We start from the raw sequence: 24,991 nt of genomic DNA on the forward strand, positions 1-24,991 counted from the left end.
TCAAGACTAGCGTGCCAAGCGCGCGCGGCCTAGTCGATGTGTGCGGCTTATGAGCGGAGCAGTGTGGGCCGGGTCAATTCCGCGCGTGGCCTCAGGCGATCAGGAATATTTTCCCTAGGCCTCTGGCGCAGCTATCGTGCGAGCCGTTAAGGTGCGTGCAAAGAAAAACATAAAAAGACATAAATAAAGGGGGAGCTATGAAGGTGCTTTGGGGGCTGGGGAAAGTCTTGACCCTATTGTTCTGGGTTGTTGTTGTCATCAACGTGTTCAGCCCACTGATCAACCCGTTCGATTTATTGATTAATTTGGCAGGCAGCTTGCTGCTGTTGACGCATGTACTTGAACTGTTGCTGTTTAACGGCAGTTTGAAACAGCGGCCGCGCCCTTGGCGTGATCGTCTGAACATTCTGTTGGTGGGCATCTTCCACTTGCAAACCCTTCGCTCCACTCCAGAACAAGGCGCTCATCATGCGTAAGTTATGTTTACTGGTCGCCCTGTGCAGCCCCTTTGTGCATGCCGAATCGGTCAGAGTTGCCCCCAACACCTTGATGCGCCTGCCTGACAATGCCAGCGTTTTGCAGCTGGAAACCCTAGAGGTTGCGGATTACGGCACCTTGTTGATCCCGGCGGGTGTGACGCAGGTCGACATTGATCAATTGCGTTTGGGTCATGAGGCACGTATTACCATCGTGCCCGCCAAACGGGCCATTGAGTTGCGGGCAGCGAATGCAGAGTTTGGCGAAGGCAGCCAAATCAACGCCCGCGGCGCGGCGGGTACCTATGAAAAACCGGCTCGGCCCGCGCGCGATCTGAGCCTGCGCTTTGATGCGTTACAAACCGCTCAACTGTCCATTGATGCCCGTGGCGGTACCGGCGCTCCAGGCTTTGCCGGCTTGGACGGTGGTAACGGCGAGGCGCCGGGTTGCACGTGGGGTTCGGCAGGTTCGGGCTTCAATGGGCAAAACGGCGGCAACGGCCAGCAGGGCGCCTCCGGTGCGCAGGTGCGGGTCGAGCTGCCGCGTGATTTTCCTGATGAACTGATCAAAATCCGCGTCGACGGCGGGGCCGGCGGCAAACCGGGCGTCGCCGGGCGCGCAGGATCGGGCGGCAAATCCAAAGGTTGCTTGGTGTATCGCACGGATGGCGGTAAGTCGGGCCGTCCCGGGTTGGCCGGTGAGCCAGGTGAAACCGGTTCGGCTGGCGCAGTAACGATCCAGCGTCTGTAAAAGCGGGCGCCGTAGTCGCTGGCAAGGAGCGAAGGCTGCGAGCTGTTGCATGATCGTTAGACGGTCCTCATGCAACGGCCGCAGGCGTTAAAACATAGGGCGCGCTGCCGCAATGGCCACCAGCACCAGCCCGACAATCAAATTACACCCCACCAATCGGCGAATTTTCCCCATCACCGCCGCGCCTGCTGCCCACTGTTCAGTTTCCACAGCCTTGCGCAGTTCAGGCAATTGCAGCGACTGAATCCGGATAAATAACGCCACCATCACGATGTACAGTCCCATCATGATCTGCACATAACGCGGTGCGGTTTCGAAACCGTTAAAGCGGATTTGCAACAGGCCCACACCGCTTATCGGCAAAATCACGACGGCCACCCAGACCCACACAAAAAAACGCTGAAAGACCTCGACCCACAATTTCAGCCTCGCCGGGCCGTCAAGGGCCGCCACGCTGGCGGGGCGCAGGATCATCCAGGCAAAAAACATCCCGCCCACCCAGATCAGGGCGGCCAAAACATGCAGGCTGTAGGCAAGGGCAAAGGCGGTCATGAGGTACTCCGTGCGGCGCGGGATGAATTAGCGGGGTATGATAGCGGCCATTCGAACCACTGAAAATTTATCCAGCGTTTCTCGCGCCCGAAGAACCATGATTAGTACCGAACTCAAATCCCAGATCCAGGGCGCATACTCGCGTTTTCTCGAAGCCAAGAGCCTCAAACCACGCTACGGCCAGCGGTTGATGATCGCTGAAGTGGCCAAGGTGCTCGGCGACATTGACACCGATGAAGAAGGCCACCGCAGTGGCGAACCGGCTGTGGTCGCTGTAGAAGCGGGCACCGGCACCGGCAAAACCGTGGCTTACAGCCTGGCGGCGATTCCTACGGCCAAGGCCGCAGGCAAACGTCTGGTCATCGCCACGGCGACCGTGGCCCTGCAAGAGCAAATCGTCTACAAAGACCTGCCCGATTTGATGCGCAACAGCGGCTTGAATTTCAGTTTCGCGCTGGCCAAAGGCCGTGGGCGCTACATGTGCTTGTCCAAGCTCGACATGCTGCTGCAAGAAGGCCACGCTCAAACGGCGACGGCGCAGCTGTTTGAAGAGGAAGGCTTCAAGATTGAAGTCGACGAAGCCAGCCAAAAACTGTTCACCAGCATGATCGAAAAACTGGCGGGCAATAAGTGGGACGGTGACCGCGACAGTTGGCCTCAGGCCCTCGAAGACCAGGATTGGGCGCGTCTGACCACCGACCATAGCCAATGCACCAACCGGCATTGCCCCAATTTTGGCCAATGCGCCTTTTACAAGGCCCGCGAAGGCATGAGTAAAGTGGACGTGATCGTGACCAATCACGACATGGTGCTGGCAGACCTGGCCCTGGGCGGCGGCGCGGTGTTGCCCGACCCGCGTGACACGCTGTACGTGTTCGACGAAGGTCACCACCTGCCGGACAAAGCCATTGGTCACTTTGCGCATTACACGCGTTTGCGCTCGACCGCCGACTGGCTGGATCAGACCGCCAAGAACCTTACCAAGCTGCTGGCGCAACACCCGTTGCCGGGCGACTTGGGGCGCTTGCTGGAGCAAGTGCCCGAGCTGGCCAAAGAGATCAAGGCGCAACAGCAGTTCATGTTCACCACCTGCGAGCAAATCGCTGACTTCAAGGTCGGTGAAGAGCCTGAAGGTCGTGAGCGCCCGCGCCATCGTTTTGTCGGGGGATTGATACCCGAGCACATGCGCGAAATGGGCATCGAACTGAAAAAAGGTTTCTCGCGCCTCACCGACCTGTTCACCCGTTTGACCGAAATCCTCAAAGACGGCATGGACGGTGAGGTCAGTATCGGCATCACCAGCAATCAGGCGGAAGAGTGGTACCCGTTGTTTGGCAGCTTGCTGTCCCGCGCCCAGGGCAATTGGGAGCTGTGGACGGCCTTCACCACCGAAGACCCTGAAGACAACCCGCCGATGGCGCGCTGGCTGACCTTGGCTGAAAGCGGCTCGTTGTTTGACATTGAGGTCAACGCCAGCCCGATTCTGGCCGCTGAAATGCTGCGTCGTAACCTGTGGAACGTGGCGTATGGTGCGCTGGTGACCTCGGCCACCTTAACCGCGCTGGGCACATTCGATCGTTTTCGTATGCGTGCCGGCCTGCCCAAAAAGGCCGTGACGGCGGTGGTGCCAAGTCCGTTTCATCATGCCGATGCAGGGGTGTTGCGAGTGCCCGACCTCAAGGCTGACCCGCGTGATGCAACGGCCCACACGGCTGCGATCATTCGCGAACTGCCAGGGTTGGTCGAAGGTTCGAAAGGCACGCTGGTGCTGTTTTCATCGCGCAAGCAAATGCAGGACGTGTTCGACGGGCTGGAGCGCGACTGGCGCAAGCAGGTGTTCATTCAGGGCAATCTGTCCAAGCAGGAAACACTCAACAAACACAAGGCGCGGGTCGACGGCGGCGACTCCAGTGTGCTGTTTGGCCTGGCCAGTTTTGCCGAAGGCGTGGACTTGCCGGGTGCCTATTGTGAGCACGTGGTCATTGCCAAAATCCCGTTCTCAGTGCCTGACGACCCCGTCGAAGCGGCACTGGCGGAATGGATTGAAGCGCGCGGTGGCAACCCGTTCATGGAAATATCCGTGCCCGATGCCTCGCTCAAACTGGTGCAGGCTTGCGGGCGCCTGCTGCGCACCGAGCAGGATCGCGGGACGATCACGTTGCTGGATCGACGACTGGTCACCCAGCGTTATGGCAAGGCGATTTTGAATGCCTTGCCGCCTTTCCGGCGCGAAATTTCTTAAGTGCAAGTCGGCCATATGGCCGATTTTGCTGTCTATGCTTTGTCTTTCACCACCTTACAGGCCGCTTATCGGTCGTCAGGGAGAACCACTGTCTTATGATTCGCCGTTCGCTTTCTGCTGTTTTAGCGCTGCTGGTCACGACCCCGCTTCTGGCGGCGCCTGCGGGTCAACAAACCTTGTTCAACTTCGTTCGCCCTGCCGATGTGGTGCAGGTGGCGACCGTGGATGCGAGCTTGCCGCAATACAATGCGGAGCAAACGGCGGAGGGTGAGGTGCTGCGCCGTGTGACCTTCAACCCGGCCACGACCCCGAGCCTGATCCTGAAACCGCAGACCGGTGTGTGGGACTGGTCGCAGTCCGGGATGATGACCTTGCGCATTCAAAATGCCATGAACTGGGCGCTGACCCTCGACATCACGGTGCACAGCAGCAACGGTAAAACCCTGACCAGCCGGGTCGCCTTGCCAGCCGGACCTGCGCAGACATTGTTATTACCCTTGCAGGCCAACACCCCGCATAGCCAGGGCATGCGCGCCGGGCCGCCGATGCCAATGACCCTGGATGGGCAACGCATTTTGCTGGCCGCCAGCCAGGGCGAACTTGATCGCAGCCAGGTGGTGTCGGTGACCCTCTCGATCCCGCAACCCAATGCAGCGCAAAGCATCTTGCTGGAACGTTTTGGCGTGCAAGACGGCGAGGGCGTAATCAAAGCCGTGTACGGCTCGATCGTGGACGGCTATGGGCAGTCCACCCGCGCCAGATGGCCGGAGCGCGTGACCAATGACGAGCAGCTAAAGGCCGCTGCCGCCAAAGAGCAGCAACAGCTCAAAGGATGGTTGGCCAAACGTGGCGATCAGGACCAATACGGCGGCTGGACCACGGGCACCCCTTTTGAAGCCACGGGTTTTTTCCGGACTGAAAAGCGCGACGGGCGCTGGAATCTGGTCACTCCCGAGGGCCACCCTTTTTACTCCCTGGGCTTGAATGCCGTCACGGCCAACGACAGTCAGACGTACGTCGCCGGGCGGGAATGGATGTTCAGCGCTTTGCCTGAAAAAGACCAGCCGTTGCATGCCTACTACGGCACCTCAAACCACAACAACGGCAACGGCGCGACTCAGGGCCGCGATTTCAACGCCGGGCGCTGGTACAACTTTTATGGCGCTAACCTGCAACGCATTTATGGTCAGCCGTGCAGTGTCACTAAACCCGCCGAGGGCGCACAGCCGACCGCACCGTGCGCGCCGCAGGCCTTCGATGCCAAACGCTGGCAAACCCACACGCTGGATCGCCTGCAAGCGTGGGGTTTCAACACCATCGGCAACTGGAGCGACCCGCAGTTGGGCCAGAATGATCGCGTGCCTTACACCCTGCCACTGTCGATCGTCGGTGATTACGCCAGCATCAGCACCGGTTCTGATTGGTGGGGCGGCATGCCTGACCCGTTTGACCCGCGCTTTGCAATGGCTACCGAGCGCGCTGTGGCCATTGCGGCGCGTGACCATCGTGACGATCCGTGGTTGATCGGCTACTTTGCGGACAACGAATTGGCATGGGCTGGCCCCGGCGATGATGCCAAAAGCCGTTATGCACTGGCATTGGGCACGTTGCGCATGACCACCGACGTGCCGGCCAAGCGTGCGTTCCTCAAGCAGTTGCGCGACAAATACCGTAACCAGCAGGGCTTGTCCAAGGCGTGGGGTGTTGAAATTGCTGCGTGGGAATTGCTCGAAGACCCGGGCTTCGAAGCACCGTTGCCCAATCCGCAACACCCGGAAATCGAAGCCGACTATCAGTATTTCCAAAAAGTATTTGCCGACACGTACTTCAAGACCCTCTCCGATTCTTTGAAATGGCACGCGCCCAATCACCTGTTATTGGGCGGCCGATTTGCAGTCAGCACCCCGCAGGCGGTGGCGTCTTGCGCGCAGTATTGCGACGTACTGAGTTTCAACTTCTATACCTTGCAACCGCAGGACGGCTACGACTTCGCCAAACTGCACGCACTCGATAAACCGGTGATGATCACCGAGTTCAATTTCGGTTCGCGTGACCGTGGCCCGTTCTGGGGCGGTGTAACAGAAGTGGCCAATGAAGAAGCCCGTGGCCCGGCCTACGCCAAGTTCCTCAAGCAAGCTGTGGCAGAACCCTCGATTGTGGGTGTGCATTGGTTCCAATACCTGGACCAACCCGTGACCGGGCGCTTGCTCGACGGTGAAAACGGGCATTTCGGCCTGGTCGGCATCACCGATTTACCGTTTACCGGGTTTGTCGACAGCGTGCGTAAGACCAATCTGCAAGTGCTTGACCAACTCGGCCAAGAGGCTGCCAAGGCCCAAGCTGACGCACAAAAAGTGCTCAAAGCGCCACGCCATGCACCACAGGATGGCAATGAAGGCGGCTCAGGTGCGGGCCACGCGGGCGGGCATTCAGGTAAAGGTCACTGATCCTATGAACCCCGATCAGCGACGGTGTCTTTTGTCGCTGATCGGACCTTTGCACGTTTACCTTCCACGCTTAAAACGAGCTTTATCTAGTCGCACGCAGCACTTTTTTCTCACCCTCCAAACCCCAGGCTCTGACTGATTGCTGGTCAAAGCGCTTGCGAGGCACGCTCGCTCTTACACGGCTTGCTGAAATCCTGCGTATTTTTCACAAAAAATCCACTCTCATCTCGTTACCTTTGGCGGCTGTTTTTGCATGCTCAAAAATTGTGCGTTCAGAACCGTTTAGTCTGTTTCAAAATCTGACAGGGACTGGAACAATGCACGCCTTGTAGAGCCATGCTTGAACCAGGAGGTGCGGGTGCAGATTCAGGGTTTTCACGACCTTAAGTTCGAAGCAGTGCGCGAAGCATTTGCCGATCTTTTCAATGATCCGCAAGAGCGCGGTGCAGCGCTGTGCATCCAGATTGGCGGTGACACGGTGGTTGATCTGTGGGCCGGCACAGCTGACAAAGACGGTGAGCACGCGTGGCATACCGACACGATTGCCAACCTGTTTTCCTGCACCAAAACCTTTACTGCCGTGACCGCTTTGCAATTGGTGGAAGAGGGCAAGTTGGCGCTGGACGCCCCCGTGGCAAAGTATTGGCCTGAGTTTGCGGCTGCTGGCAAAGCGTCTATTACTTTGCGCCAATTGCTGAGTCACCGTGCCGGCCTGCCTGCTTTGCGCGAATTATTGCCGCCAGAAGCGTTGTATGAATGGCAAACCATGGTGGATGCGCTGGCTGCTGAGGCGCCTTGGTGGACGCCGGGCGAAGGCCATGGCTATGCCGCCATCACCTATGGCTGGTTGGTCGGTGAGTTGATTCGGCGTGCAGACGGGCGCAGCCCTGGCCAGTCGATCATGGCGCGTACTGCCCAGCCTTTGGGCCTGGATTTTCATATCGGGCTGGCAGATGACCAATTTTACCGGGTGGCGCATATCGCTCGCAGCAAGGGCACGCAGGGCGATGCGTCTGCGCAGCGCTTATTGATGGCGATGATGAAAGAGCCTGCGTCCATGAGCACCCGGGCATTTACCAACCCGCCGTCTATTATGACCAGCACCAATAAGCCGCAATGGCGGCGGATGGAACAGCCCGCTGCCAATGGTCATGGTAATGCCCGCAGTCTGGCCGGTTTTTACTGCGGTTTGCTGGATGGCAGGCTATTAGGCCCCGAGATGTTCGCTGAGCTGACACGTGAACACAGCGTGGGTGAAGACAAAACATTACGCACCCAGACGCGGTTTGGCCTGGGTTGCATGCTGGATCAGCCCCAGGTTGGGAATGCAACCTATGGTTTAAGTGCTAAGGCATTTGGCCATCCGGGGGCGGGCGGTTCGATTGGGTTTGCGGACCCGCAGCGGGAGGTGGCTTTTGGCTTCGTCACCAATACGTTGGGGCCTTATGTACTGATGGACCCGCGAGCTCAAAAGTTGGTGCAGGTATTAGCGACGTGTTTGTAAGACTCTTTTGTAGGCCGTAGGTCGGATCACTGTGGCTTTAATGCGGTTAATACGCTTTTTTATACGTATATCGCGTCCGATTATTTCTAATTCATTGTGTGGATATTCAATGTCATCTAATAAGACCCTCGCCTTGGCCCTGTGCCTGGCCATCACCGGTTGCGCACAAACTCCACAAAATGACGCCGAAGGTGGCCACAAATGGTGGCAGCTGGGCGCGTCTGATCAAGCTGACGCCCCCGCTTCGGTCGATAAAAAGGATGCCGTAGCGACCAAGCCCGCGGATAAAAAAGCCGCTGCGCCCGTGGTTGCCAAGGCCGCAGCTGCGCCAGCCGTAGCAGACGCCAAAAAAGACAGCGGCTTCGATTGGTGGCCTTTCGGCTCTGACAGCGCGAAGAAAGACACCCCGGCGCAAAAACCAAAAACCGTGGCGGCTGCGCCCGCAACCGCGACCAGCACTGAAAAGAACTGGTGGTGGCCGTTCGGCAGCACTGCTAAAGACAGCAAAACGACTGCTGCCAACGTCGTCCCGATGCCAGACCCAAAAATCACTCAAGCCTGGCTGGACGAATACGAACCTCGTTTGCGCGCTGCCATCAAAGACACCAACCTGCAACTTGAGCGCCGCGAAAGCCTGCTGGTGATCGTGGCTTCTGCGGACAGCTCGTTCAAAACCACGCGTCCTGACTTGTTGATGCCTTCTATGCTGGGCCCTTTCACACGCGTTGCTAAAGTGGTTGAAGGCGATCCTAAAACCGCCGTGCTGGTACTCGGCCATGCCGACTCCACAGGCGCTATGGCGGGTAACACCAAGCTGAGCCTGGACCGTGCGCGTTCGGTGGCGGCTATTTTCCGCATGAGCGGCTTGCAAGCCAACCGCTTGACCCTGCGTGGCATGGGCTCGGTGATGCCGCGTGCGGCCAACGACAGCAACGAAGGTCGTGCATTGAACCGTCGGGTTGAAATTCTGATGACGCCGCAAAACACTATGTTGGCGCTGGTCAGCAAATACAGCCAGCCGACGTTGTCGCCAGCCGATCTGGTCGCTGTGCAGCCCGCCGTTGCGCCGACCAAGGCCGTAGCGGCTAAAAAGGGCGCGGCCGCTTCCAAGAAAGCCGTCGTTGCCAAAAAATCCGCGCCTGCCAAGAAGCCCGTGAAAGCTGCGCCGGCCAAGAAAGCCGTCGTCGCGAAAAGCGCAGCGGCCAAAAAGGACGTTGCCAACGCTCAAGCCAAGAATTAATCGGTTTGATTAACGGGAGGGTGTCATGACTCAAGCGCTGGCAGATATGCGACGCGATTACACCCGTGATGGACTCGCCGAGGCTCAGGCCCCGGCGGAGCCTTTCGCGCTGTTTCACCAATGGTTTGCAGATGCGGTCAAAACCGAGCAACCGCCTGTCGAAGCCAATGCCATGACCTTGGCAACGGTTGATGATGACGGGCGTCCGCATTGCCGGGTCCTGCTGCTAAAAGGGCTGGATGCACAGGGCTTTACCTTCTTTACCAACTACACAAGTGCCAAAGGTCAGCAACTGGCAGCACGGCCTTACGCAGCCATGACATTTTTCTGGCCAACGCTGGAGCGTCAGGTGCGTATCGAGGGCCAAGTGGTCAAGGTCACGCCAGAGGAGTCTGACGCTTACTATCAGGTGCGCCCACTGGGCAGCCGGATCGGCGCGTGGGCGTCACCGCAAAGTCAGGTCATTGCAGACCGTGAGGCGTTAGCCCAATTGCTTCGCGTTACTCAAGAGCGTTTCAGCGACACGCAGCCCCATTGTCCTGAGCACTGGGGCGGCTTCAGGTTGTTACCCGAGCGTATCGAGTTCTGGCAGGGGCGACCTAGTCGCTTGCATGATCGCCTCAACTATCGGCGTGAGGGGGCTGACTGGACGCGGGAGCGGCTGGCGCCTTGATGCTGTAGTCAGCCGCCGCAGTGTGCAGCCATTGAGGCAAGTCGCGGCGTTTGATGTTCTGCTGGCGCGCTGCTGCCAGGCGTTGCAGCATAAAGTCCTTCTTGGCGGGATCGTCTCCTGCTAAAGACAGCGCCAAATCCCTGTCCATCCAGCGCTTGATACGGACATACAGCCACCCGTGGAAATACAACCCGGCGGCAGTGGTGATGAAAATGATGAAGTAGTCCATGACGGTCCTGTGATGGGCGAGGCGAATTCGTCGATTTCCCGCTACGCTTGCTTAACGTTTTGAATAAGTGATGGCTTGAATTTGCCTGTACAAGCGCTGAATAAAGGCCATTTTATCCGGGCTGAGCCGTGACAGGCCTCAAGCAGCGGAGTTTAATGAACCCCTGATCTTTTGGAGTTGATCTAAATGCGTAAGTCCGTACTGTTAATTGCTGCTTTTTCTACCATGACAGTCTTGTTGGGCGGCTGCACCTCCAACTTGACTGGCGACTCTTACTCGCGTGATGAAGCCCGCCGTGTACAAACGGTTCGTATGGGCACCATCGTGGCTTTACGCCCTGTGCAAATTGAAGGCACCAAGACCCCAATCGGTGCTGCAACTGGCGCCATCGTAGGTGGGGTGGGTGGCAGTGCAATTGGTGGCGGGCGCGGTAGCATCGTCACAGCGGTTATCGGCGCTGTCGCCGGTGGCTTGCTGGGTTCTGCGGCTGAATCGGGCCTGACTAAAACCCAGGGCGTTGAGATTACCGTGCGTGAAGACGACGGCAGCACCCGTGCTTATGTTCAACAAGTTGAACCTAACCAAGTGTTCCGCACCGGTGAGCGCGTGCGCATCATGACCGTTGACGGCACCAGCCGCGTCACTCAATAAGTCATCGCGCAAAAACAAAACCCCGGCCAGTGTGAACTGGCCGGGGTTTTTTATTACCTGTCGCCTGCGTGAAAACCTGCGGCCGCTGACGATCAGCGCGAGGCTGCGTCCGGCGACGGGGTCGTCGTAAGCCCCGTCAACAGGGTATGTCAGGCACACCGCAGTGACAGGGTTTAAGGCTCGATCGAACACCTACAGAGCGCAGGTGCGCAATCGTACGGCTACGAGGAGAGCTGTTGCTTGCGACTCGCCATGGCGGTGACGGCATAACCGATCAACGCCGCCAGGATCGAACCGGTGAGGATACCCATGCGGTCCATGCCCACGTAGTCGCTACTGCCTGCGACAAACGCCAGTGAGCCGACAAACAGGCTCATGGTGAAGCCGATACCGCACAGGATCGCCACGCCAAAGACTTGCCCCCAATTAGCGCCGGACGGCAATGCGGCCAACCCGGTTTTGACTGCGAGCCAGGTCAGGCCGAACACGCCGACGGTTTTACCAATCAGCAAGCCTGCGGCGATCCCCATGGGTACGTGGCTGATGAAGTTATGCAGGGTGATGCCGGACAGAGAGACGCCCGCATTGGCAAACGCAAACAGCGGCAAAATCCCGTAAGCCACCCAAGGGTGCAGCGCATGCTCGATGGTCATCAGGGGCGATGGCTCCGAGTTTTTGGTGCGCAGCGGGATGCAGAACGCCAAGGTGACACCGGCCAAGGTTGCGTGCACGCCACTTTTGAGCACACACACCCACAGGATCAAACCGACGATCATGTACGGCGCCACTTTTATCACGCCCATCCGGTTCATCATGATCAACGCGACGAGACATGCGGCTGCCAGAGCCAAGGAGATACCCGACAGTTCGCTGGAGTAGAACAGTGCAATCACGACGATCGCACCCAAGTCGTCGATGATTGCCAGGGTCATCAGGAACAGCTTGAGCGACACGGGAACACGCTTGCCCAGCAGAGCCAGCACACCCAGCGCAAAGGCAATGTCGGTGGCCATCGGGATAGCCCAGCCGCCGAGTGCGTCCGGGTAGTCCTTGTTGATGAACCAATAGATCAGCGCTGGCACCACCATGCCGCCAATCGCCGCTGCACCGGGCAGCACGACTTGGGACGGCTTGGACAGCTGGCCTTCCAGCAACTCGCGTTTGACCTCAAGGCCGATCAACAGGAAGAACAAGGCCATCAGGCCATCGTTGATCCAGAGCAGAGAAGGTTTGGCAATTTGCAAGGCACCGATTTGCACAGCCACGGGCGTGTCCAAAAAGGCCATGTAGAAGTGCGAAAGCGGTGAGTTGTTGATGATCAAAGCCAGAGCGGCTGCGGCAATCAACAGCAAACCGCTGGCAGCTTCCAACTGAAAGAAACGAGTGAAAGTGCTACGCAGAGGCAAGGTCGCTCTCCATCAATGAGTAAAGGGGTGCAACACCCTAACCTGTGGGGTTAGTTGTTAAAACAAAAACTATATTCTTTTTTGTTATAAGCAGGTGCGTGATATCACACTGCCAAAAACGCTGGCCGTTGTATGTCAAATTGAGTCGGGAATATGCCGTTAACGACCGTAGGAAAGGGGTTTAACAACGCAGGAAAAGAACCTGCAGGAGCGAGTTTGCCTCGCTCCTACAGGGCCCATTCGCTTTTAGGCGTCGAGGCCGAGCATGTCACGGGCCACGGCTTCGGCAATGCGAATGCCATCCACCCCGGCTGACAGGATGCCGCCCGCATAGCCGGCGCCTTCGCCGGCCGGGAACAGCCCTTTGACGTTGAGGCTTTGCATCGAAGCGTCACGGGTCATGCGCAGGGGCGATGAGGTGCGGGTTTCGATACCGGTCAGGATCGCGTCATGCATCGAGAAGCCTTTGATTTGCTTCTCAAACGCAGGCAAGGCTTCGCGGATGGCTTCAATGGCGTAATCGGGCAAGGCCAGCGCCAGGTCGCCCAGCGCTACACCAGGCTTGTACGACGGTTCTAAACTGCCCAAGGCCGTCGAAGGTTTACCGGCAATAAAGTCACCGACCAACTGCGCGGGCGCTTCGTAGTTGCTGCCACCCAAAATATAGGCATGCGCTTCGAGGCGTTCTTGCAGTTCGATACCGGCCAATGGGCCGCCCGGATAGTCTTCGGGGGTGATGCCGACCACGATGCCCGAGTTGGCATTGCGCTCGTTACGCGAGTATTGGCTCATGCCGTTGGTGACCACACGGCCAGGCTCGCTGGTGGCGGCAACCACAGTACCGCCAGGGCACATGCAGAAGCTGTACACCGAGCGACCGTTTTTAGCGTGGTGCACCAACTTGTAGTCAGCGGCACCCAGTTTCGGGTGACCGGCGTATTTGCCCAACCGCGCGCTGTCGATCAGCGATTGCGGGTGTTCAATCCGAAAGCCTACCGAGAACGGCTTGGCTTCCATGTACACGCCACGGTCGTGCAGCATACGGAAGGTGTCACGGGCACTGTGGCCCAACGCCAGGATCACATGGCGGGAGTTCAGTTGCTCGCCATCGGTCAGTACCACGCCGGTCAGCTGACCATTGTCGATCAGTACATCTGCCACGCGTTGCTGGAAGCGCACTTCGCCACCCAGCGCTTCGATTTGCTGACGCATGTTTTCTACGACACCGGTCAGACGGAACGTACCGATATGCGGCTTGCTGACGTAGAGGATTTCGTCGGGTGCGCCTGCTTTCACGAACTCGTGCAGCACTTTTCGACCGTGGTGCTTGGGATCTTTGATCTGGCTGTACAGTTTGCCGTCAGAGAATGTCCCGGCACCGCCTTCACCAAACTGCACGTTGGACTCCGGGTTGAGCACGTTTTTGCGCCACAGCCCCCACGTATCTTTGGTGCGCTGGCGCACTTCAGTGCCGCGCTCAAGGATGATGGGCTTGAAACCCATCTGTGCCAGCAACAGGCCAGCAAAAATGCCGCAAGGTCCGAAGCCGACCACAATCGGGCGTTCGCTCAAATCGTGTGGGGCGTGACCGACGACTTTGTAGCTGACATCCGGTGCCGGATTGACGTTGCGGTCGTCCGCGAACTTGAGCAGCAACGGCGCTTCATCACGCACCGACAGGTCGATGGTGTAGATAAAGCACAGTTCGGAAGATTTTTTACGCGCATCGTAGCTGCGCTTGAACAAGGTGAAGTCGAGCAGGTCAGCATCGGCGATGCCCAGGCGTTGCACGATGGCAGGGCGCAGGTCTTCTTCGGGATGGTCGATCGGCAACTTGAGTTCGGTAATTCGTAACATGACGGTGTCCAGTATCGGGGCCGGGTATACCCCAGCAGCCATAGACCGGCAATTATAGGCTGCTTCGGGGTAAAACCGTCAGGCTAAAACGGCAATGTTCAGTAACAATCGTCGATTAATCGTTCCGTGCGCCGCCGAAATAACCGCAGCCGCGTTGAACCTGACCATTGACGCGCAGTTCGGCGCCCAGGTGCTGCACGCTGCCATCAACGCTGTCGGTGCAGCGTTGCGGGGCGACCCACAGTTCGATGCGCTGGTTGTTGGCTTCAGTGGACAAGTAGAAGCGGCCGTCGCCCACTTGTTCTTCAACATAGGGCAGTACGAGCGGCGGCTGGCCTTCACGGGTCAGTTGCAGCCCTTTGCCGCTGGCGCGCACTTCCCACGTCGGGCCGTTACCGTTGGCATGCACAGTCAGTTGTTTGAAGTTCGGGTCTTTGCAGGCGTTGCTGCTGCGCTCCAGACGATAGAGCTGCTTAACATTGACTTCGCCATCGGAACCGGCTGATTTGCTGGCAGTAAAGCTGCCACGAATATCTGCGAATAACGCGCCAGGTTTGACAGGCATATCCGTCGCATCTTGTACGAGGGTGGTATTAGCGCTGTCGCGAACCACATAGCGCTGTTGCCCGATACAGGGTTGGAACACCAGCTCGCCGTTGGCCGAGAGCAGTTCACCTTGCAGGCGGGACAAACCGGCATTGCTGTCCACCGGTTTGCTGTTGAACAGTTGGCAGCCCGCAAACACGGGGAGCAGGGCGACTAAAACGAAGGAACGGGCAACACGCATCATTGGGACTCCTGACAAGTGTCGCCACGTTACTTAGGCGCGCCGCGCATCACAAGTGTTTAGCCCACCTGATAGGTCTGACCTGTGTGCAGACCTTCGACACTTTTGGCGTACGCCAAAGCCACGTCCGCAGCCGGCACCGGCTTGAAACCGCGGAAGTACGGTGCGTAATGGCCCATGGCTTCTTCGAGCACCGTCGGGCTGACCGAGTTCACCCGTAGCCCACGGGGCAGTTCGATGGCGGCAGCTTTTACAAAGCCATCCAGTGCGGCATTCACCAGCGCTGCCGAACTGCCCGTGCGAATCGGTTCGCGATTGATCACACCGCTGGTGAAGGTGAACGAGGCGCCATCATTGGCGAATTCGCGCCCGATCAACAGCAAGTTGACTTGGCCCATGAGTTTGTTCTGCAAGCCCAATGCAAAGTCTTTTTCACTCATCTCGCCCAAGGGAGCAAACGTGACGCTACCGGCGGCGCAGATCAGCGCGTCAAAACGACCGGTTTGTTCAAACAGTTTGCGAATCGAGGCGCTGTCGCTGATGTCCACCTGCACATCACCACTTTTAAGGCCAATGCGCACGATCTCATGGCGGCCCGAGAGTTCGCGATCAATGGCCGAACCGATGGTGCCGTGTGCGCCGATCAACAGAATTTTCATGATGTGTTCCTGGAGTGGGAGGGTGTGGACTCAGTCTAGTACTGGTTTTTTAGAGCGATAAGCGCACTAATAGGCAACCTTTGGTTTTCATATGGAAACAATTGATGAGCGAAATGGATGACCTTGCGGCGTTTGCCGTGTTGATCGACGCGGGCAGTTTTACCTTGGCAGCCCAGCAACTGGGTTGCAGCAAGGGTCAGTTGTCCAAACGCATCAGCCAATTGGAAGCGCAGTTATCGGTGGTGCTGCTGCACCGCACTACCCGTCGTTTGAGCCTCACGGCGGCGGGTGCAGCGCTATTGCCCCAAGCGCAGGCATTGGTGGTGCAAGTGGAGCGAGCACGTCAGGCGTTAGCTCGTCTGAAGGAGGATATGGCGGGGCCTGTGCGTATGACGGTGCCGGTTTCTTTAGGTGAAACCTTCTTCGATTCGTTGCTGCTGGAGTTCTCGCGTGATTACCCCGATGTCCAGGTCGAGCTGGAACTCAACAACAGCTATCGCGATCTGGCGCGTGACGGGTTTGATTTGGCGATCCGCTCACAGGTGCACAGTCACGAGCGCCTGGTGGCCAAACAGGTGGTCAACTGGCACGAAATGACCTGCGCCAGCCCTGCATACCTGGCGCAAAACGGCGAGCCCGCAACGCCACAGCAACTGGTCGGGCACAGCTGTTTGCTTAACAGTCACTACAGTGGCCGTGAAGAGTGGCAGTACCACCAGCAGCATGAACTGCATCGTGTGCGTGTTTCGGGGCCGTTTGCCAGTAATCACTACAGCTTGCTGAAAAAAGCGGCAGTGATTGGCGCCGGTATTGCACGTTTGCCGTCGTACATGCTTCACAACGAATTGGCAGACGGGCGCTTGTGCGTATTGCTGCGTGACTACCAGACCCGCAGTCACCCGATGTACCTCGTGCATCCGTATCAGGGCGGTTTGCCCAAGCGCACACAGGTGTTGGCAGATTACCTGGCCGGCTGGTTTCAGCGCAGCGGTGAGAGCATGGCGCAGCTTTAGCCAAAACGCCGGGCAATCAGGTGATCAATCGACAAGGCCCCCGGCCCTTTGGCCATCAGGTACAGCAAAATTGCGATCCACGTGCCGTGAGTGGGATACGCATCGGGGTAGACGAAGAGCTGAATGGTCAGGGTCATGCCGAGCAGGGCCAGCGCTGAAAAGCGCGTAGCCAGGCCCAGTAAGATCAGCACAGGGAAAAAATGTTCGCAAAACGCCGCCGCGTGGGCCGCGAACTCAGGAGAAAGCACAGGCAACTTGTATTCGTGACTGAACAGGTAAACCGCAGAGCCTGACAAACGCGGCACACCCAGTTCGAACGTGCCGGACACCAGGTCCACGGCAAACCCTTCGACCTTGGTTTGCCCGGACTTCCAGAATACGGCCGCAATTGAGACGCGGGCGATCAAGGCGATCAGTGTGTGGGGAATGCATTGCATCCACCCAATCACACGGGCGAGTGCGCGCCGAAACACGCAGGAATGTTCAGCACACGTGTTCATGGCGATACCTCGGGGCTGGGGTGCAGTTCAGTGATTGCGCCTTGGCTGATCAATAGCGCCAGGCTTTGGCTTAAATCGAAGAGCGGGTCGGCTTGCAGTGCATAGGCGGCGGCTTCGCCGAGCGGGCAGCCGCTTTTCATAAACCGTACAAAGGCCACGCACCCTGAGCGCACGGCGAAGACTTCAACACTCAAGCCGTTACGCAGCACCAATGTGCTTTGCGGTTGGCGCGGGTCAAGTCCTTTGATTTGGCCTTGACCATGATGCGCGGCCCACAACGCAGCGACGGCATAGGGCGAATGCAGGGTGGCAACGCTGGGGTGCAGCGTCATGCGCAACTGGTCCAATGTGTCGGGCGTGCTCAATGCCAGGGCCAGGGTTTGCGGGGCCACAGGGCTGGCATCGGCGGCGTGAAAGGCCTGCACACACAGCCGCTCAAGACGGGCCACATCCGCCAGGTAAGGCACTTTGTTGGCGGGCGCGAAACCCTGGATGAAATCCGCAAATTGGCGGCCGTAGGTGCTCATGACCGGGTTTTGGGGTGGGTGTTTCTGAATAAATAACTGCGCCATGGCGTTAAAGAACGCTTCGCCGACCAGTTGTGCAACCACCGGAAAGCTGGACTCTAACGCGTTGATCAAGCCACTTTGTACATTGTTGCGGTAGACCGAAAAACGGCTGAGGATATCGCCGCCGCTGGGGCTGATGATCCCTTGTGGGCAGGCGTGTTGTGGGTCAAGCACCGCAGCGCTGAATGCCTGTTGCAAGGTCATGGGAACACCTGTGGGGTTGAGTGTAAAAAGTGCTCGGCGAGTTGAGCTTCGGTGATCAGTGCGCTCAGCTCAGGCAGGTGATTGTCGCGTTCGATCAGCGTCGCCACAGGCCCGGTGCGTGCCAGCACCTGCTGATAGAGGGCCCACACCGCGTCATCGATAGCTGCGCCGTGGTTGTCTATCAACAAACGTTGACCCTTGCTGTCGGTGTCTTCGGCAAAACCCGCCAGATGTAGCTCGCCTACTGTGTGTAACGGTAAGGCATCGATGTAGGTCAAAGGGGCGCGTGCATGGTTGATGCACGACACATAAACGTTGTTTACATCCAGCAGCAAGCCGCAGCCGGTGCGTTGTATGACCTGCTCAATAAAGGCTGCCTCGGTGTAGCTGGCCTGATCGAACTCGATATACGTGGCCGGGTTTTCCAGCAACATCGTGCGTTGCAGTGTGTTCTGGACCTGGTCGATATGGGCGCACACCCGTATCAGCGTGGCGTCGTCATAGCGTAATGGCAGCAGGTCATTGAGGAAAAAAGGGCCGTGGGTGGACCATGCCAGATGTTCGGAAAACTGCTCGGGCTGGTAGCGCTCAAGCAAGGTTTTCAAACGTCTCAAATGTTCGGAATCGAGCGCTGCGTCGGCGCCTATGGACAGGCCGACACCGTGAATGGACAGCGGGTAGTGTTCACGAATCAACGTTAAGTAATGATGAAACGGACCCCCGGCCACCATGTAATTTTCGGCATGTACTTCGAAGAACCCGACATCAGGACGGGTTTGGAGTACATCCTTGAAATGCTCGGCCTTGAGCCCCAACCCCACGCGCGGTGGAAGTTGGGGCGCACCAGGCGCGATGAGCGAAGCATCAGGGCTGTGCATCATCATGACTCTGGCGCAGTGTTTCAGGACTTGGCTGTGAAAGCGGCCAGTTGGCCAAAGCCGGTGGGCGAGGTGCTGCTGGTGGTTTTTTCGCAGCTGCCTTTAGGGACGAGTTTCCAGGCGTTGGCTTGATGGTCAGTTTTGGCAGTACCTGCGCAGGTGGTGCCAGCGCCCGCCGCGCAATCGTTTTGACCTTTCATGGCCACACCGAAGCATTTTTCCATGTTGTCCGCAGCCACAGCGGTCGTTGGCAGAGCAGCGATGCTCAATGCAGAACCCAAGGCCAAAGCCAGAGCAGCAGCGGACACAGTGCGGGTGGTTTTGTTAGTCATGGTGTTTCTCCAGGGTTGAGGTTTTATGCCTGCCGGCAGCGAATGTCTGCCGGCTTACCCCACTAGAGAAACGAGGTCTGGATTTGTTACAGAGAACTCAAAAAAAATCTGAAAAGAGTGTTTTTTATCAACCGGGTGAATGCGGCCGCTCTTAGGCGCCGCTGAAGGATTTTACGAGCGCTGCATGTCTGAACGCCGCGTCTCACTGCTCGCACGCGGCTCCAGGTGTTAGGTGCGTGCTGCATGACTTCATGGCTGCGGGTAATAAAAAACGGCCCCGCAGGGCCGTTTATGGTGTGGCTGGCAGGGTTAGCCGCCCAGGTAAGCGTCGCGCACTTTTGGGTCGTTGAGCAGTTGCTCTCCGGTGCCCTGCATGACGACTCGGCCGTTTTCCAAGACATACGCGCGGTCGGCAATTTTCAGGGCCTGGTTGGCGTTTTGCTCCACCAGAAACACCGTCACGCCTTCTTTGCGCAGTTGCTCGATGATGTCGAAAATCTGCTGAATGATGATCGGTGCCAAGCCTAGTGATGGCTCGTCAAGCAGCAACAGCTTGGGTTTGCTCATCAGTGCGCGCCCAATCGCGAGCATTTGCTGCTCGCCCCCGGACATGGTGCCGCCGCGTTGGGTAAAGCGCTCTTTCAGACGCGGGAAAAGATGCAGCACCTTGTCCATTTGCTCCTGATAGTCGTGCTTGTCGGTGAAAAATCCGCCCATGGCGAGGTTTTCTTCCACCGTCAGTCGGGCAAACACCCGACGGCCCTCAGGCACCACGGCGATGCTCTTGCGCATGATGTGCGCAGAACTCAAGCCCACCAGCTCTTCGCCCAAATAGCGAATGCTCCCGCTGTGGGCTTGCGGTGAACCGCACAAGGTCATCATCAACGTCGATTTGCCAGCACCGTTGGCACCGATCAGTGTCACGATTTCCCCCTGACGCACTTCGACATTGACACTGTGCAGCGCCTGAATCTTGCCGTAGAAGGTCGAAACGTTTTCGAATTGCAGCATTTACGCTTCCCCCAAATAGGCTTTGATCACGTCAGGGTTGTCGCGGATCTGTTCCGGCGTGCCATCAGCCAAAGGCGTGCCTTGGTTGATAACCACGATGTGGTCAGAAATGCTCATCACCAGCTTCATGTCGTGTTCAATCAGCAATACCGTGGCGTTGTGCTCTTCGCGCAGCACGCTGATCAACGCTTTCAGGTCCTCGGTTTCCTTGGGGTTAAGCCCCGCGGCGGGTTCGTCGAGCATGAGAATGCGCGGGCGCGTCATCATGCAGCGAGCGATTTCAAGGCGCCGTTGCTGGCCATAAGCCAATGTGCCTGCCGGGCGGTTGGCGAACTCGGTCAGGTTGACCTTGTCCAGCCAATACGCGGCGTACTCCATTGCATCACGTTCGCTTTTACGAAACGCCGGGGTCTTGAACAGCCCTGCCAGAAAGTTGGTATTGAGGTGACGATGCTGTGCGATCAGCAGGTTCTCGACGGCGGTCATGTCTTTAAACAGGCGTACGTTCTGGAAGGTACGCACGACGCCCTTGCGGGCGATTTCATGACCCGGCAAGCCTTCAATCGACTGACCATCAAGCAGGATGCTGCCAGCCGAAGGCTTGTAGAAGCCGGTCAGGCAGTTGAACACGGTTGTTTTGCCAGCCCCGTTAGGGCCGATCATTGATACAACCTGTTTTTCTTTGACGGTCAGGCCCACGCCGTTGACCGCCAACAAGCCGCCAAAGCGCATGCTCAGGCCGCTGACTTTCAGGATCTCGCGGCTCATTGTCGCAGCTCCAGGTGAGGACGTTGCATGGGCAGCAGGCCTTGCGGACGCCAGATCATCATCAACACCATCAGGGCACCGAACAGCAACATCCGGTACTCACTGAAGTCACGCATCATTTCGGGCAGCAGGATCATCACCACAGCAGCCAGAATCACGCCCAGCTGTGAACCCATACCGCCGAGCACGACGATGGCCAGAATGATCGCCGACTCAAGGAAGGTGAACGATTCCGGGGTCACCAAACCTTGGCGAGCGGCAAAGAAGCTGCCCGCAAAGCCCGCAAAGGTTGCGCCAAGGGTGAAGGCCGAAAGCTTGATAATCGTGGGATTCAAACCCAGTGCTCGGCACGCGATTTCGTCTTCGCGCAGTGCTTCCCACGCACGACCAATGGGCATGCGCAGCAGGCGGTTGATCACGAACAGCACCACCAGCACCAGGACCAACGCGATCAGGTACAGGAAAATCACCTTGTTGATCGAGTTGTAGGGCAGGCCGAAGTATTCGTGGAAGGTTTGCATGCCTTCAGCGGCGGTTCTGTCGAAGCTCAACCCGAACAGCGTCGGTTTAGGGATGTTGCTGATGCCGTTTGGTCCGCCGGTGATTTCGGTCAGGTTACGCAGGAACAGGCGAATGATCTCGCCGAAACCCAGCGTCACGATGGCCAGATAGTCACCGCGCAAACGCAGCACCGGGAACCCCAGCAGGAAGCCAAACGTAGCCGCCATCAACCCGGCGAGGGGCAGGCACACCCAGAAGCTGAAACCGAAGAAGTGCGACAGCAACGCGTAGGTGTAAGCGCCCACGGCGTAGAAGCCCACGTAGCCCAGATCCAGCAGGCCGGCCAGACCCACCACGATGTTCAGGCCCAGCCCCAGCATCACGTAGATCAGAATGAGTGTGGCAATGTCCACCGCACCGCGTGAGCCATAGAACGGCCATACCAATGCCACCAGCACCAACCCGAGAATGATCCAGCGCTGAGTGCTGGGCAGGGTCAAGAAGTTACTGGCTTTGGCTGGCACTTTCGGCAGGCCGGGCGTGGCTTTCCAGGCCGCGCTCAATTGTTGGTTGAATAGCACGCGCACAAACATCAGCAGCGAGCAGATCGCGATCACGCTTAGGGTAAAGGCGCTGGTGTTGTGAACTTCAATGTTGATCCCGACGATGGTCAGTTTCAGGCCGAGCACCGGGTAAGCGACTGCCCAGACCAGCAGGGCGCTGAAGAGCGCCGACTTAAGATTCCTAGTCATACTTTTTCGATCTCCGGACGCCCCAGAATGCCGGTCGGACGGAACAGCAGCACCAATACCAACAGGCCAAACGCCACAACATCTTTGTACTGGTCGCCGAAGATGTCGGCACCAAAGGCTTCAGCTACACCCAATACCAGCCCTCCGAGCATCGCGCCCGGAATGCTGCCGATACCGCCCAGTACGGCGGCGGTAAAGGCTTTAAGCCCCACCAAAAAGCCCGCATTGGGGTTGATCACGCCGTATTGCACGCTGATCAGCACGGCGGCGACGGCGGCCAGCGCGGCACCAATGACGAAGGTCAGGGCGATCACGTTGTTGGTGTTGATGCCCAGCAAGTTGGCCATCTTCATGTCTTCGGCGCAGGCGCGGCAGGCGCGACCCAGGCGTGAACGGGAGATGAACAGTGTCAGGCCCAGCATGGCGAGGAAGGTGACCACGAAGACAACAATCTGCATGTAGGAAATAACCACTTCGCTGGCGCCACCCGGACCGAAGGTGAAACCGCCAGGAATCAAGTTTGGAATCGATTTGTCTTTTGAGTCCTGAGACAAAAGCACCATGTTCTGCAGGAAGATCGACATACCGATGGCAGAAATCAAAGGAATAAGGCGATTACTGCCGCGCAAAGGACGGTAGGCCACCCGTTCGATGCTGTAACCGTAGGCGCTGGTGACCACGATGCTGGCCAGAAAGGCCGCGGTCATCAGCAACGGCACGCTGTCCAGACCCATCATGGTCAGGCCGGCGATGGCGATAAACGCAATATAGGAACCAATCATGTACACCTCGCCGTGGGCGAAGTTGATCATTCCAATAATGCCGTAAACCATCGTATAGCCGATGGCGATGAGGGCATATGTGCTGCCAACGTTGAGGCCGTTAACCAGCATTTGGAAAAAGTGATAGATGTCAGGCATTACCAAGCTCCTAAAAACCTGAGACGCATTTCACTGGTGGAGTCATTTTCCGGACTTGCCTGTATGGATTTGCATCCACTTTGAGCACAAGTCTTCTCCCAGCGAACCGCTGGTGACGGTTTTAAAGATTTTCAGGTGGGCAGACTTTCGGATCACGAAAGCGCGGCCCCAATTCAGTCCAACGAACGTCTGTAAAACAAAGCCCACCGCTTGTGCAGTGGGCTTTGTGATCAGATCAAAACGCTGCCCTTACTGAGGGCTTACTTCGGTTTTAGGTTTGCCGAAGTGCCATTCGTACACCACGAACTTGAAGTTCTTCACGTCGCCTTTTTCGTCGAAGCTCAGATCACCTGTCGGGGTTTTGAAGGTGCCTTTGTGGATGGCCTCGGCCACTTTCACCGGGTCTTCGCTTTTGGCTTGCTCGATACCGCCCGCAATCACTTCAACGGCGGCGTAAGCAGGGAAGACGAACGGGCCGCTTGGGTCTTCTTTCTTGGCGGCGAAGGCTTCAACCAGAGGCTGGTTGGCAGGGTCTTTGTCGAAAGCTTGTGGCAAGGTCACCAGCAGGCCTTCGGAGGCACCCTGAGCGATTTGCGAGATGGACTCGTTGCCCACACCTTCTGGGCCCATGAACTTGGCGCTCAGGCCTTTTTCTTTGGCTTGGCGCAGGATCAGGCCCAGTTCAGGGTGGTAGCCGCCGTAGTACACGAAGTCGACGTTGGCTTGCTTGAGTTTGCCAATCAGCGAGGAGTAGTCTTTTTCGCCCGGGTTGATGCCCTCAAACACCGCGACTTTCACGCCTTTGTCTTCCAGGGTCTTTTTGACCGCGGAGGCGATGCCTTCTCCGTATTGCTGCTTATCGTGAACCACGGCCACGATTTTAGGTTTTACGTGATCGGCGATGTAGTTACCGGCGGCAGGGCCTTGAGCGCTGTCCAGGCCAATGGTGCGGAACACCATTTTGTAACCGCGGTTGGTGATTTCCGGGCCGGTCGCTGCCGGGGTAATCATGATGATGCCTTCGTCTTCGTAGATGTCCGAAGCAGGCTGAGTGGAGCTGGAGCACAGGTGACCGACCACGAACTTGACGCCGTCGTTCACGACTTTGTTGGCTACGGCAACGGCTTGTTTGGGTTCGCAAGCGTCATCGTACTCAACGGCCACCAGTTTTTTGCCGTCTACGCCGCCTTTGGCGTTGATTTGTTCGATGGCCATTTTGGCGCCCGAGAACTGCATATCGCCGTACTGGGTCAGAGGGCCTGTTTTGGCACCCGCGATACCGATCTTGATGGTGTCTGCTGCAAACGAATGGCTGGCAACCCCGGCCAAAACCATAGCGGCAAACAGTTTAGTCATGTGCTTAATAGCCATCTTTATTGGTGCTCCACTCTTCTGTTGTAATTTTTATAGTCCTGGAAGCCAAGGCAGCCGGACCGGGTCTTCATCTGAGCGAAATTCCCGGTCAATCCCCCCTGCAACTGTACCGGTACAGTGTAGGGCCACGATTCAGCGCTTGAATAGCGGGCGGCTGAGGGAAAAACCAGAAAATGTCGCTTAAACGAAAGAAAAAGACAGAATGGCGGCTAAACAGGCTGATGATTCTTAACAGAATGTTGCTGCCTTGACGCCTGTTGCACAGCCTTCGACTCTTTCTTCGTTCTCCCACCTGAATCCGGGTTTTGCTACCGGGTGTGCAGCGCTATCATTGCGCCGATTTTTTACCTGGTGAAACCCATGATCGAAGAACCTAGCACCCTCTATGCCAAGCTGCTCGGCGAGACCTCAACTATCGAATGGAAAGCGCTTGAGAAGTTTTTCGCCAAAGGCGAACTGCTGTACGTTGACGCACAGTTGGACCTGATCGAAGCAGCGCAGGCAGTGAGCCAGGATGATGCAAGCAAAGTGGGAGGCTGGATGGCATCTGGGACACTTAATAAATTGTCTGACACGCAGGCATTAGACTTCGCCGAGCGTGATCCGCAGCTGTGGGCCGTGGTGGTTTCACCGTGGATACTGATCCAGGAAAGGGCATAAAAAAAATTCTGCGCACCAAAATTGAGCGTTTTTTG

At 57.5% G+C, this 24,991-nt stretch carries 25 protein-coding genes; 10 read left to right on the plus strand and 15 right to left on the minus strand.

The genetic code is table 11. The features are described from left to right. Positions 1 to 197 precede the first annotated feature (197 nt). Together ACP7A4_RS02615 and ACP7A4_RS02620 are read left to right on the plus strand one after the other, a co-directional pair. Positions 198 to 476: a DUF1145 domain-containing protein gene (locus ACP7A4_RS02615; protein ID WP_059764869.1), complete on the plus strand. Its 279-nt coding sequence runs from the start codon at positions 198 to 200 to the stop codon at positions 474 to 476. After that, a complete protein-coding gene (locus tag ACP7A4_RS02620; RefSeq protein WP_426245408.1) occupies positions 469 to 1,227 on the plus strand; it encodes a collagen-like protein in 759 nt (252 codons plus the stop codon). The genes ACP7A4_RS02615 and ACP7A4_RS02620 overlap by 8 nt, the downstream gene beginning before the upstream one ends. An 87-nt stretch (positions 1,228 to 1,314) precedes the next feature. Here the strand turns inward: ACP7A4_RS02620 and ACP7A4_RS02625 are convergent, their stop codons facing one another. Then, positions 1,315 to 1,779, minus strand: coding sequence for a CopD family protein (locus ACP7A4_RS02625; protein ID WP_059764865.1), 465 nt, complete (start codon positions 1,777 to 1,779; stop codon positions 1,315 to 1,317). Between the two features lie 97 nt (positions 1,780 to 1,876). Between ACP7A4_RS02625 and dinG the strand changes: the two genes are divergently transcribed. From dinG to pdxH, 5 genes are all read left to right on the plus strand, one after another. Beyond that, on the plus strand, positions 1,877 to 4,021 hold the full coding sequence (dinG, locus tag ACP7A4_RS02630) for an ATP-dependent DNA helicase DinG (protein ID WP_059764863.1): 2,145 nt from the start codon (positions 1,877 to 1,879) through the stop codon (positions 4,019 to 4,021). A 95-nt stretch (positions 4,022 to 4,116) separates the two neighbouring features. Then, positions 4,117 to 6,468, plus strand: coding sequence for a beta-galactosidase (locus ACP7A4_RS02635; protein WP_426245411.1), 2,352 nt, complete (start codon positions 4,117 to 4,119; stop codon positions 6,466 to 6,468). A 358-nt stretch (positions 6,469 to 6,826) separates the two neighbouring features. Next, on the plus strand, positions 6,827 to 7,972 hold the full coding sequence (locus ACP7A4_RS02640) for a serine hydrolase domain-containing protein (protein ID WP_426245413.1): 1,146 nt from the start codon (positions 6,827 to 6,829) through the stop codon (positions 7,970 to 7,972). 109 nt (positions 7,973 to 8,081) lie between these two features. Beyond that, complete coding sequence (locus ACP7A4_RS02645) at positions 8,082 to 9,212, plus strand: OmpA family protein (RefSeq protein WP_426245415.1); 1,131 nt, start codon at positions 8,082 to 8,084, stop codon at positions 9,210 to 9,212. A 25-nt stretch (positions 9,213 to 9,237) separates the two neighbouring features. Beyond that, positions 9,238 to 9,885, plus strand: coding sequence for a pyridoxamine 5'-phosphate oxidase (pdxH, locus tag ACP7A4_RS02650; protein WP_059764854.1), 648 nt, complete (start codon positions 9,238 to 9,240; stop codon positions 9,883 to 9,885). Here the strand turns inward: pdxH and ACP7A4_RS02655 are convergent. Next, on the minus strand, positions 9,833 to 10,114 hold the full coding sequence (locus tag ACP7A4_RS02655; RefSeq protein ID WP_203302363.1) for a hypothetical protein: 282 nt from the start codon (positions 10,112 to 10,114) through the stop codon (positions 9,833 to 9,835). The two genes, pdxH and ACP7A4_RS02655, sit on opposite strands and share 53 nt — an antisense overlap. A 186-nt stretch (positions 10,115 to 10,300) precedes the next feature. On the opposite strand from ACP7A4_RS02655, the gene ACP7A4_RS02660 reads away from it, so the two are divergent. Beyond that, the gene (locus tag ACP7A4_RS02660) at positions 10,301 to 10,765 is read left to right on the plus strand and encodes a glycine zipper 2TM domain-containing protein (RefSeq protein WP_048362716.1); all 465 of its coding nucleotides are present in this window, start codon (positions 10,301 to 10,303) and stop codon (positions 10,763 to 10,765) included. A 221-nt stretch (positions 10,766 to 10,986) separates the two neighbouring features. On the opposite strand, the gene nhaA is transcribed toward ACP7A4_RS02660, so the two are convergent. The 4 genes from nhaA to ACP7A4_RS02680 form a co-directional block, all read right to left on the minus strand. Then, on the minus strand, positions 10,987 to 12,171 hold the full coding sequence (gene nhaA / locus ACP7A4_RS02665; protein WP_203302364.1) for a Na+/H+ antiporter NhaA: 1,185 nt from the start codon (positions 12,169 to 12,171) through the stop codon (positions 10,987 to 10,989). 246 nt (positions 12,172 to 12,417) lie between these two features. Beyond that, on the minus strand, positions 12,418 to 14,028 hold the full coding sequence (locus ACP7A4_RS02670) for an NAD(P)/FAD-dependent oxidoreductase (protein ID WP_426245418.1): 1,611 nt from the start codon (positions 14,026 to 14,028) through the stop codon (positions 12,418 to 12,420). A 115-nt stretch (positions 14,029 to 14,143) separates the two neighbouring features. Further along, the gene (locus ACP7A4_RS02675; protein WP_059765189.1) at positions 14,144 to 14,815 is read right to left on the minus strand and encodes a COG3650 family protein; all 672 of its coding nucleotides are present in this window, start codon (positions 14,813 to 14,815) and stop codon (positions 14,144 to 14,146) included. A 59-nt stretch (positions 14,816 to 14,874) separates the two neighbouring features. Continuing rightward, positions 14,875 to 15,474: a short chain dehydrogenase gene (locus ACP7A4_RS02680; protein WP_048362719.1), complete on the minus strand. Its 600-nt coding sequence runs from the start codon at positions 15,472 to 15,474 to the stop codon at positions 14,875 to 14,877. A gap of 104 nt (positions 15,475 to 15,578) precedes the next feature. On the opposite strand from ACP7A4_RS02680, the gene ACP7A4_RS02685 reads away from it, so the two are divergent. After that, entirely contained in the window at positions 15,579 to 16,487 is a 909-nt protein-coding gene (locus ACP7A4_RS02685) for a LysR family transcriptional regulator (protein ID WP_426245421.1), read from the plus strand. On the opposite strand, the gene ACP7A4_RS02690 is transcribed toward ACP7A4_RS02685, so the two are convergent. The 9 genes from ACP7A4_RS02690 to ACP7A4_RS02730 form a co-directional block, all read right to left on the minus strand. Next, a complete protein-coding gene (locus ACP7A4_RS02690) occupies positions 16,484 to 16,987 on the minus strand; it encodes a DoxX family protein (RefSeq protein ID WP_059764847.1) in 504 nt (167 codons plus the stop codon). The genes ACP7A4_RS02685 and ACP7A4_RS02690 overlap by 4 nt on opposite strands. Then, positions 16,984 to 17,760: a DNA-binding domain-containing protein gene (locus tag ACP7A4_RS02695; protein WP_203302369.1), complete on the minus strand. Its 777-nt coding sequence runs from the start codon at positions 17,758 to 17,760 to the stop codon at positions 16,984 to 16,986. The genes ACP7A4_RS02690 and ACP7A4_RS02695 overlap by 4 nt, the downstream gene beginning before the upstream one ends. Further along, positions 17,757 to 18,638 (minus strand): DUF692 domain-containing protein, encoded by an 882-nt coding sequence (locus ACP7A4_RS02700; protein ID WP_426245887.1) that lies wholly within the window; start codon positions 18,636 to 18,638, stop codon positions 17,757 to 17,759. Before ACP7A4_RS02700 ends, ACP7A4_RS02695 begins: the two co-directional genes overlap by 4 nt. Before the next feature lie 23 nt (positions 18,639 to 18,661). Next, positions 18,662 to 18,970: a BufA1 family periplasmic bufferin-type metallophore gene (locus ACP7A4_RS02705; protein WP_059764842.1), complete on the minus strand. Its 309-nt coding sequence runs from the start codon at positions 18,968 to 18,970 to the stop codon at positions 18,662 to 18,664. Between the two features lie 309 nt (positions 18,971 to 19,279). Continuing rightward, on the minus strand, positions 19,280 to 19,981 hold the full coding sequence (locus ACP7A4_RS02710; protein WP_048362724.1) for an ABC transporter ATP-binding protein: 702 nt from the start codon (positions 19,979 to 19,981) through the stop codon (positions 19,280 to 19,282). After that, on the minus strand, positions 19,982 to 20,749 hold the full coding sequence (gene livG, locus ACP7A4_RS02715; protein ID WP_048362725.1) for a high-affinity branched-chain amino acid ABC transporter ATP-binding protein LivG: 768 nt from the start codon (positions 20,747 to 20,749) through the stop codon (positions 19,982 to 19,984). Further along, on the minus strand, positions 20,746 to 22,002 hold the full coding sequence (locus ACP7A4_RS02720) for a high-affinity branched-chain amino acid ABC transporter permease LivM (protein ID WP_048362726.1): 1,257 nt from the start codon (positions 22,000 to 22,002) through the stop codon (positions 20,746 to 20,748). Before ACP7A4_RS02720 ends, livG begins: the two co-directional genes overlap by 4 nt. Then, positions 21,999 to 22,922 carry a high-affinity branched-chain amino acid ABC transporter permease LivH gene (livH, locus tag ACP7A4_RS02725; RefSeq protein ID WP_048362727.1) on the minus strand — a complete coding sequence of 308 codons (924 nt, stop codon included), beginning with the start codon at positions 22,920 to 22,922 and terminating at the stop codon, positions 21,999 to 22,001. Before livH ends, ACP7A4_RS02720 begins: the two co-directional genes overlap by 4 nt. 249 nt (positions 22,923 to 23,171) lie before the next feature. Then, positions 23,172 to 24,293, minus strand: coding sequence for a branched-chain amino acid ABC transporter substrate-binding protein (locus ACP7A4_RS02730; RefSeq protein ID WP_048362728.1), 1,122 nt, complete (start codon positions 24,291 to 24,293; stop codon positions 23,172 to 23,174). 363 nt (positions 24,294 to 24,656) lie between these two features. On the opposite strand from ACP7A4_RS02730, the gene ACP7A4_RS02735 reads away from it, so the two are divergent. Then, positions 24,657 to 24,956, plus strand: coding sequence for a DUF2288 domain-containing protein (locus ACP7A4_RS02735; RefSeq protein WP_048363026.1), 300 nt, complete (start codon positions 24,657 to 24,659; stop codon positions 24,954 to 24,956). Positions 24,957 to 24,991: the final 35 nt, after the last annotated feature.

It is taken from the genome of Pseudomonas sp. TWR3-1-1 (assembly GCF_049896545.1).
GTDB classification, from domain to species: domain Bacteria; phylum Pseudomonadota; class Gammaproteobacteria; order Pseudomonadales; family Pseudomonadaceae; genus Aquipseudomonas; species Aquipseudomonas weihenstephanensis.

Excerpts from the sequence above, each read along its gene's own strand:
- ACP7A4_RS02615 (WP_059764869.1), top strand. The coding sequence starts at position 198 with ATGAAGGTGCTTTGGGGGCTGGGGAAAGTCTTGACCCTATTGTTCTGG.
- ACP7A4_RS02620 (WP_426245408.1), top strand. The coding sequence starts at position 469 with ATGCGTAAGTTATGTTTACTGGTCGCCCTGTGCAGCCCCTTTGTGCAT.
- ACP7A4_RS02625 (WP_059764865.1), bottom strand. The coding sequence starts at position 1,779 with ATGACCGCCTTTGCCCTTGCCTACAGCCTGCATGTTTTGGCCGCCCTG.
- dinG (WP_059764863.1), top strand. The coding sequence starts at position 1,877 with ATGATTAGTACCGAACTCAAATCCCAGATCCAGGGCGCATACTCGCGT.
- ACP7A4_RS02635 (WP_426245411.1), top strand. The coding sequence starts at position 4,117 with ATGATTCGCCGTTCGCTTTCTGCTGTTTTAGCGCTGCTGGTCACGACC.
- ACP7A4_RS02645 (WP_426245415.1), top strand. The coding sequence starts at position 8,082 with ATGTCATCTAATAAGACCCTCGCCTTGGCCCTGTGCCTGGCCATCACC.
- pdxH (WP_059764854.1), top strand. The coding sequence starts at position 9,238 with ATGACTCAAGCGCTGGCAGATATGCGACGCGATTACACCCGTGATGGA.
- ACP7A4_RS02655 (WP_203302363.1), bottom strand. The coding sequence starts at position 10,114 with ATGGACTACTTCATCATTTTCATCACCACTGCCGCCGGGTTGTATTTC.
- ACP7A4_RS02660 (WP_048362716.1), top strand. The coding sequence starts at position 10,301 with ATGCGTAAGTCCGTACTGTTAATTGCTGCTTTTTCTACCATGACAGTC.
- ACP7A4_RS02670 (WP_426245418.1), bottom strand. The coding sequence starts at position 14,028 with ATGTTACGAATTACCGAACTCAAGTTGCCGATCGACCATCCCGAAGAA.
- ACP7A4_RS02675 (WP_059765189.1), bottom strand. The coding sequence starts at position 14,815 with ATGCGTGTTGCCCGTTCCTTCGTTTTAGTCGCCCTGCTCCCCGTGTTT.
- ACP7A4_RS02680 (WP_048362719.1), bottom strand. The coding sequence starts at position 15,474 with ATGAAAATTCTGTTGATCGGCGCACACGGCACCATCGGTTCGGCCATT.
- ACP7A4_RS02685 (WP_426245421.1), top strand. The coding sequence starts at position 15,579 with ATGAGCGAAATGGATGACCTTGCGGCGTTTGCCGTGTTGATCGACGCG.
- ACP7A4_RS02690 (WP_059764847.1), bottom strand. The coding sequence starts at position 16,987 with ATGAACACGTGTGCTGAACATTCCTGCGTGTTTCGGCGCGCACTCGCC.
- ACP7A4_RS02695 (WP_203302369.1), bottom strand. The coding sequence starts at position 17,760 with ATGACCTTGCAACAGGCATTCAGCGCTGCGGTGCTTGACCCACAACAC.
- ACP7A4_RS02700 (WP_426245887.1), bottom strand. The coding sequence starts at position 18,638 with ATGCACAGCCCTGATGCTTCGCTCATCGCGCCTGGTGCGCCCCAACTT.
- ACP7A4_RS02705 (WP_059764842.1), bottom strand. The coding sequence starts at position 18,970 with ATGACTAACAAAACCACCCGCACTGTGTCCGCTGCTGCTCTGGCTTTG.
- ACP7A4_RS02710 (WP_048362724.1), bottom strand. The coding sequence starts at position 19,981 with ATGCTGCAATTCGAAAACGTTTCGACCTTCTACGGCAAGATTCAGGCG.
- livG (WP_048362725.1), bottom strand. The coding sequence starts at position 20,749 with ATGAGCCGCGAGATCCTGAAAGTCAGCGGCCTGAGCATGCGCTTTGGC.
- ACP7A4_RS02720 (WP_048362726.1), bottom strand. The coding sequence starts at position 22,002 with ATGACTAGGAATCTTAAGTCGGCGCTCTTCAGCGCCCTGCTGGTCTGG.
- livH (WP_048362727.1), bottom strand. The coding sequence starts at position 22,922 with ATGCCTGACATCTATCACTTTTTCCAAATGCTGGTTAACGGCCTCAAC.
- ACP7A4_RS02730 (WP_048362728.1), bottom strand. The coding sequence starts at position 24,293 with ATGGCTATTAAGCACATGACTAAACTGTTTGCCGCTATGGTTTTGGCC.
- ACP7A4_RS02735 (WP_048363026.1), top strand. The coding sequence starts at position 24,657 with ATGATCGAAGAACCTAGCACCCTCTATGCCAAGCTGCTCGGCGAGACC.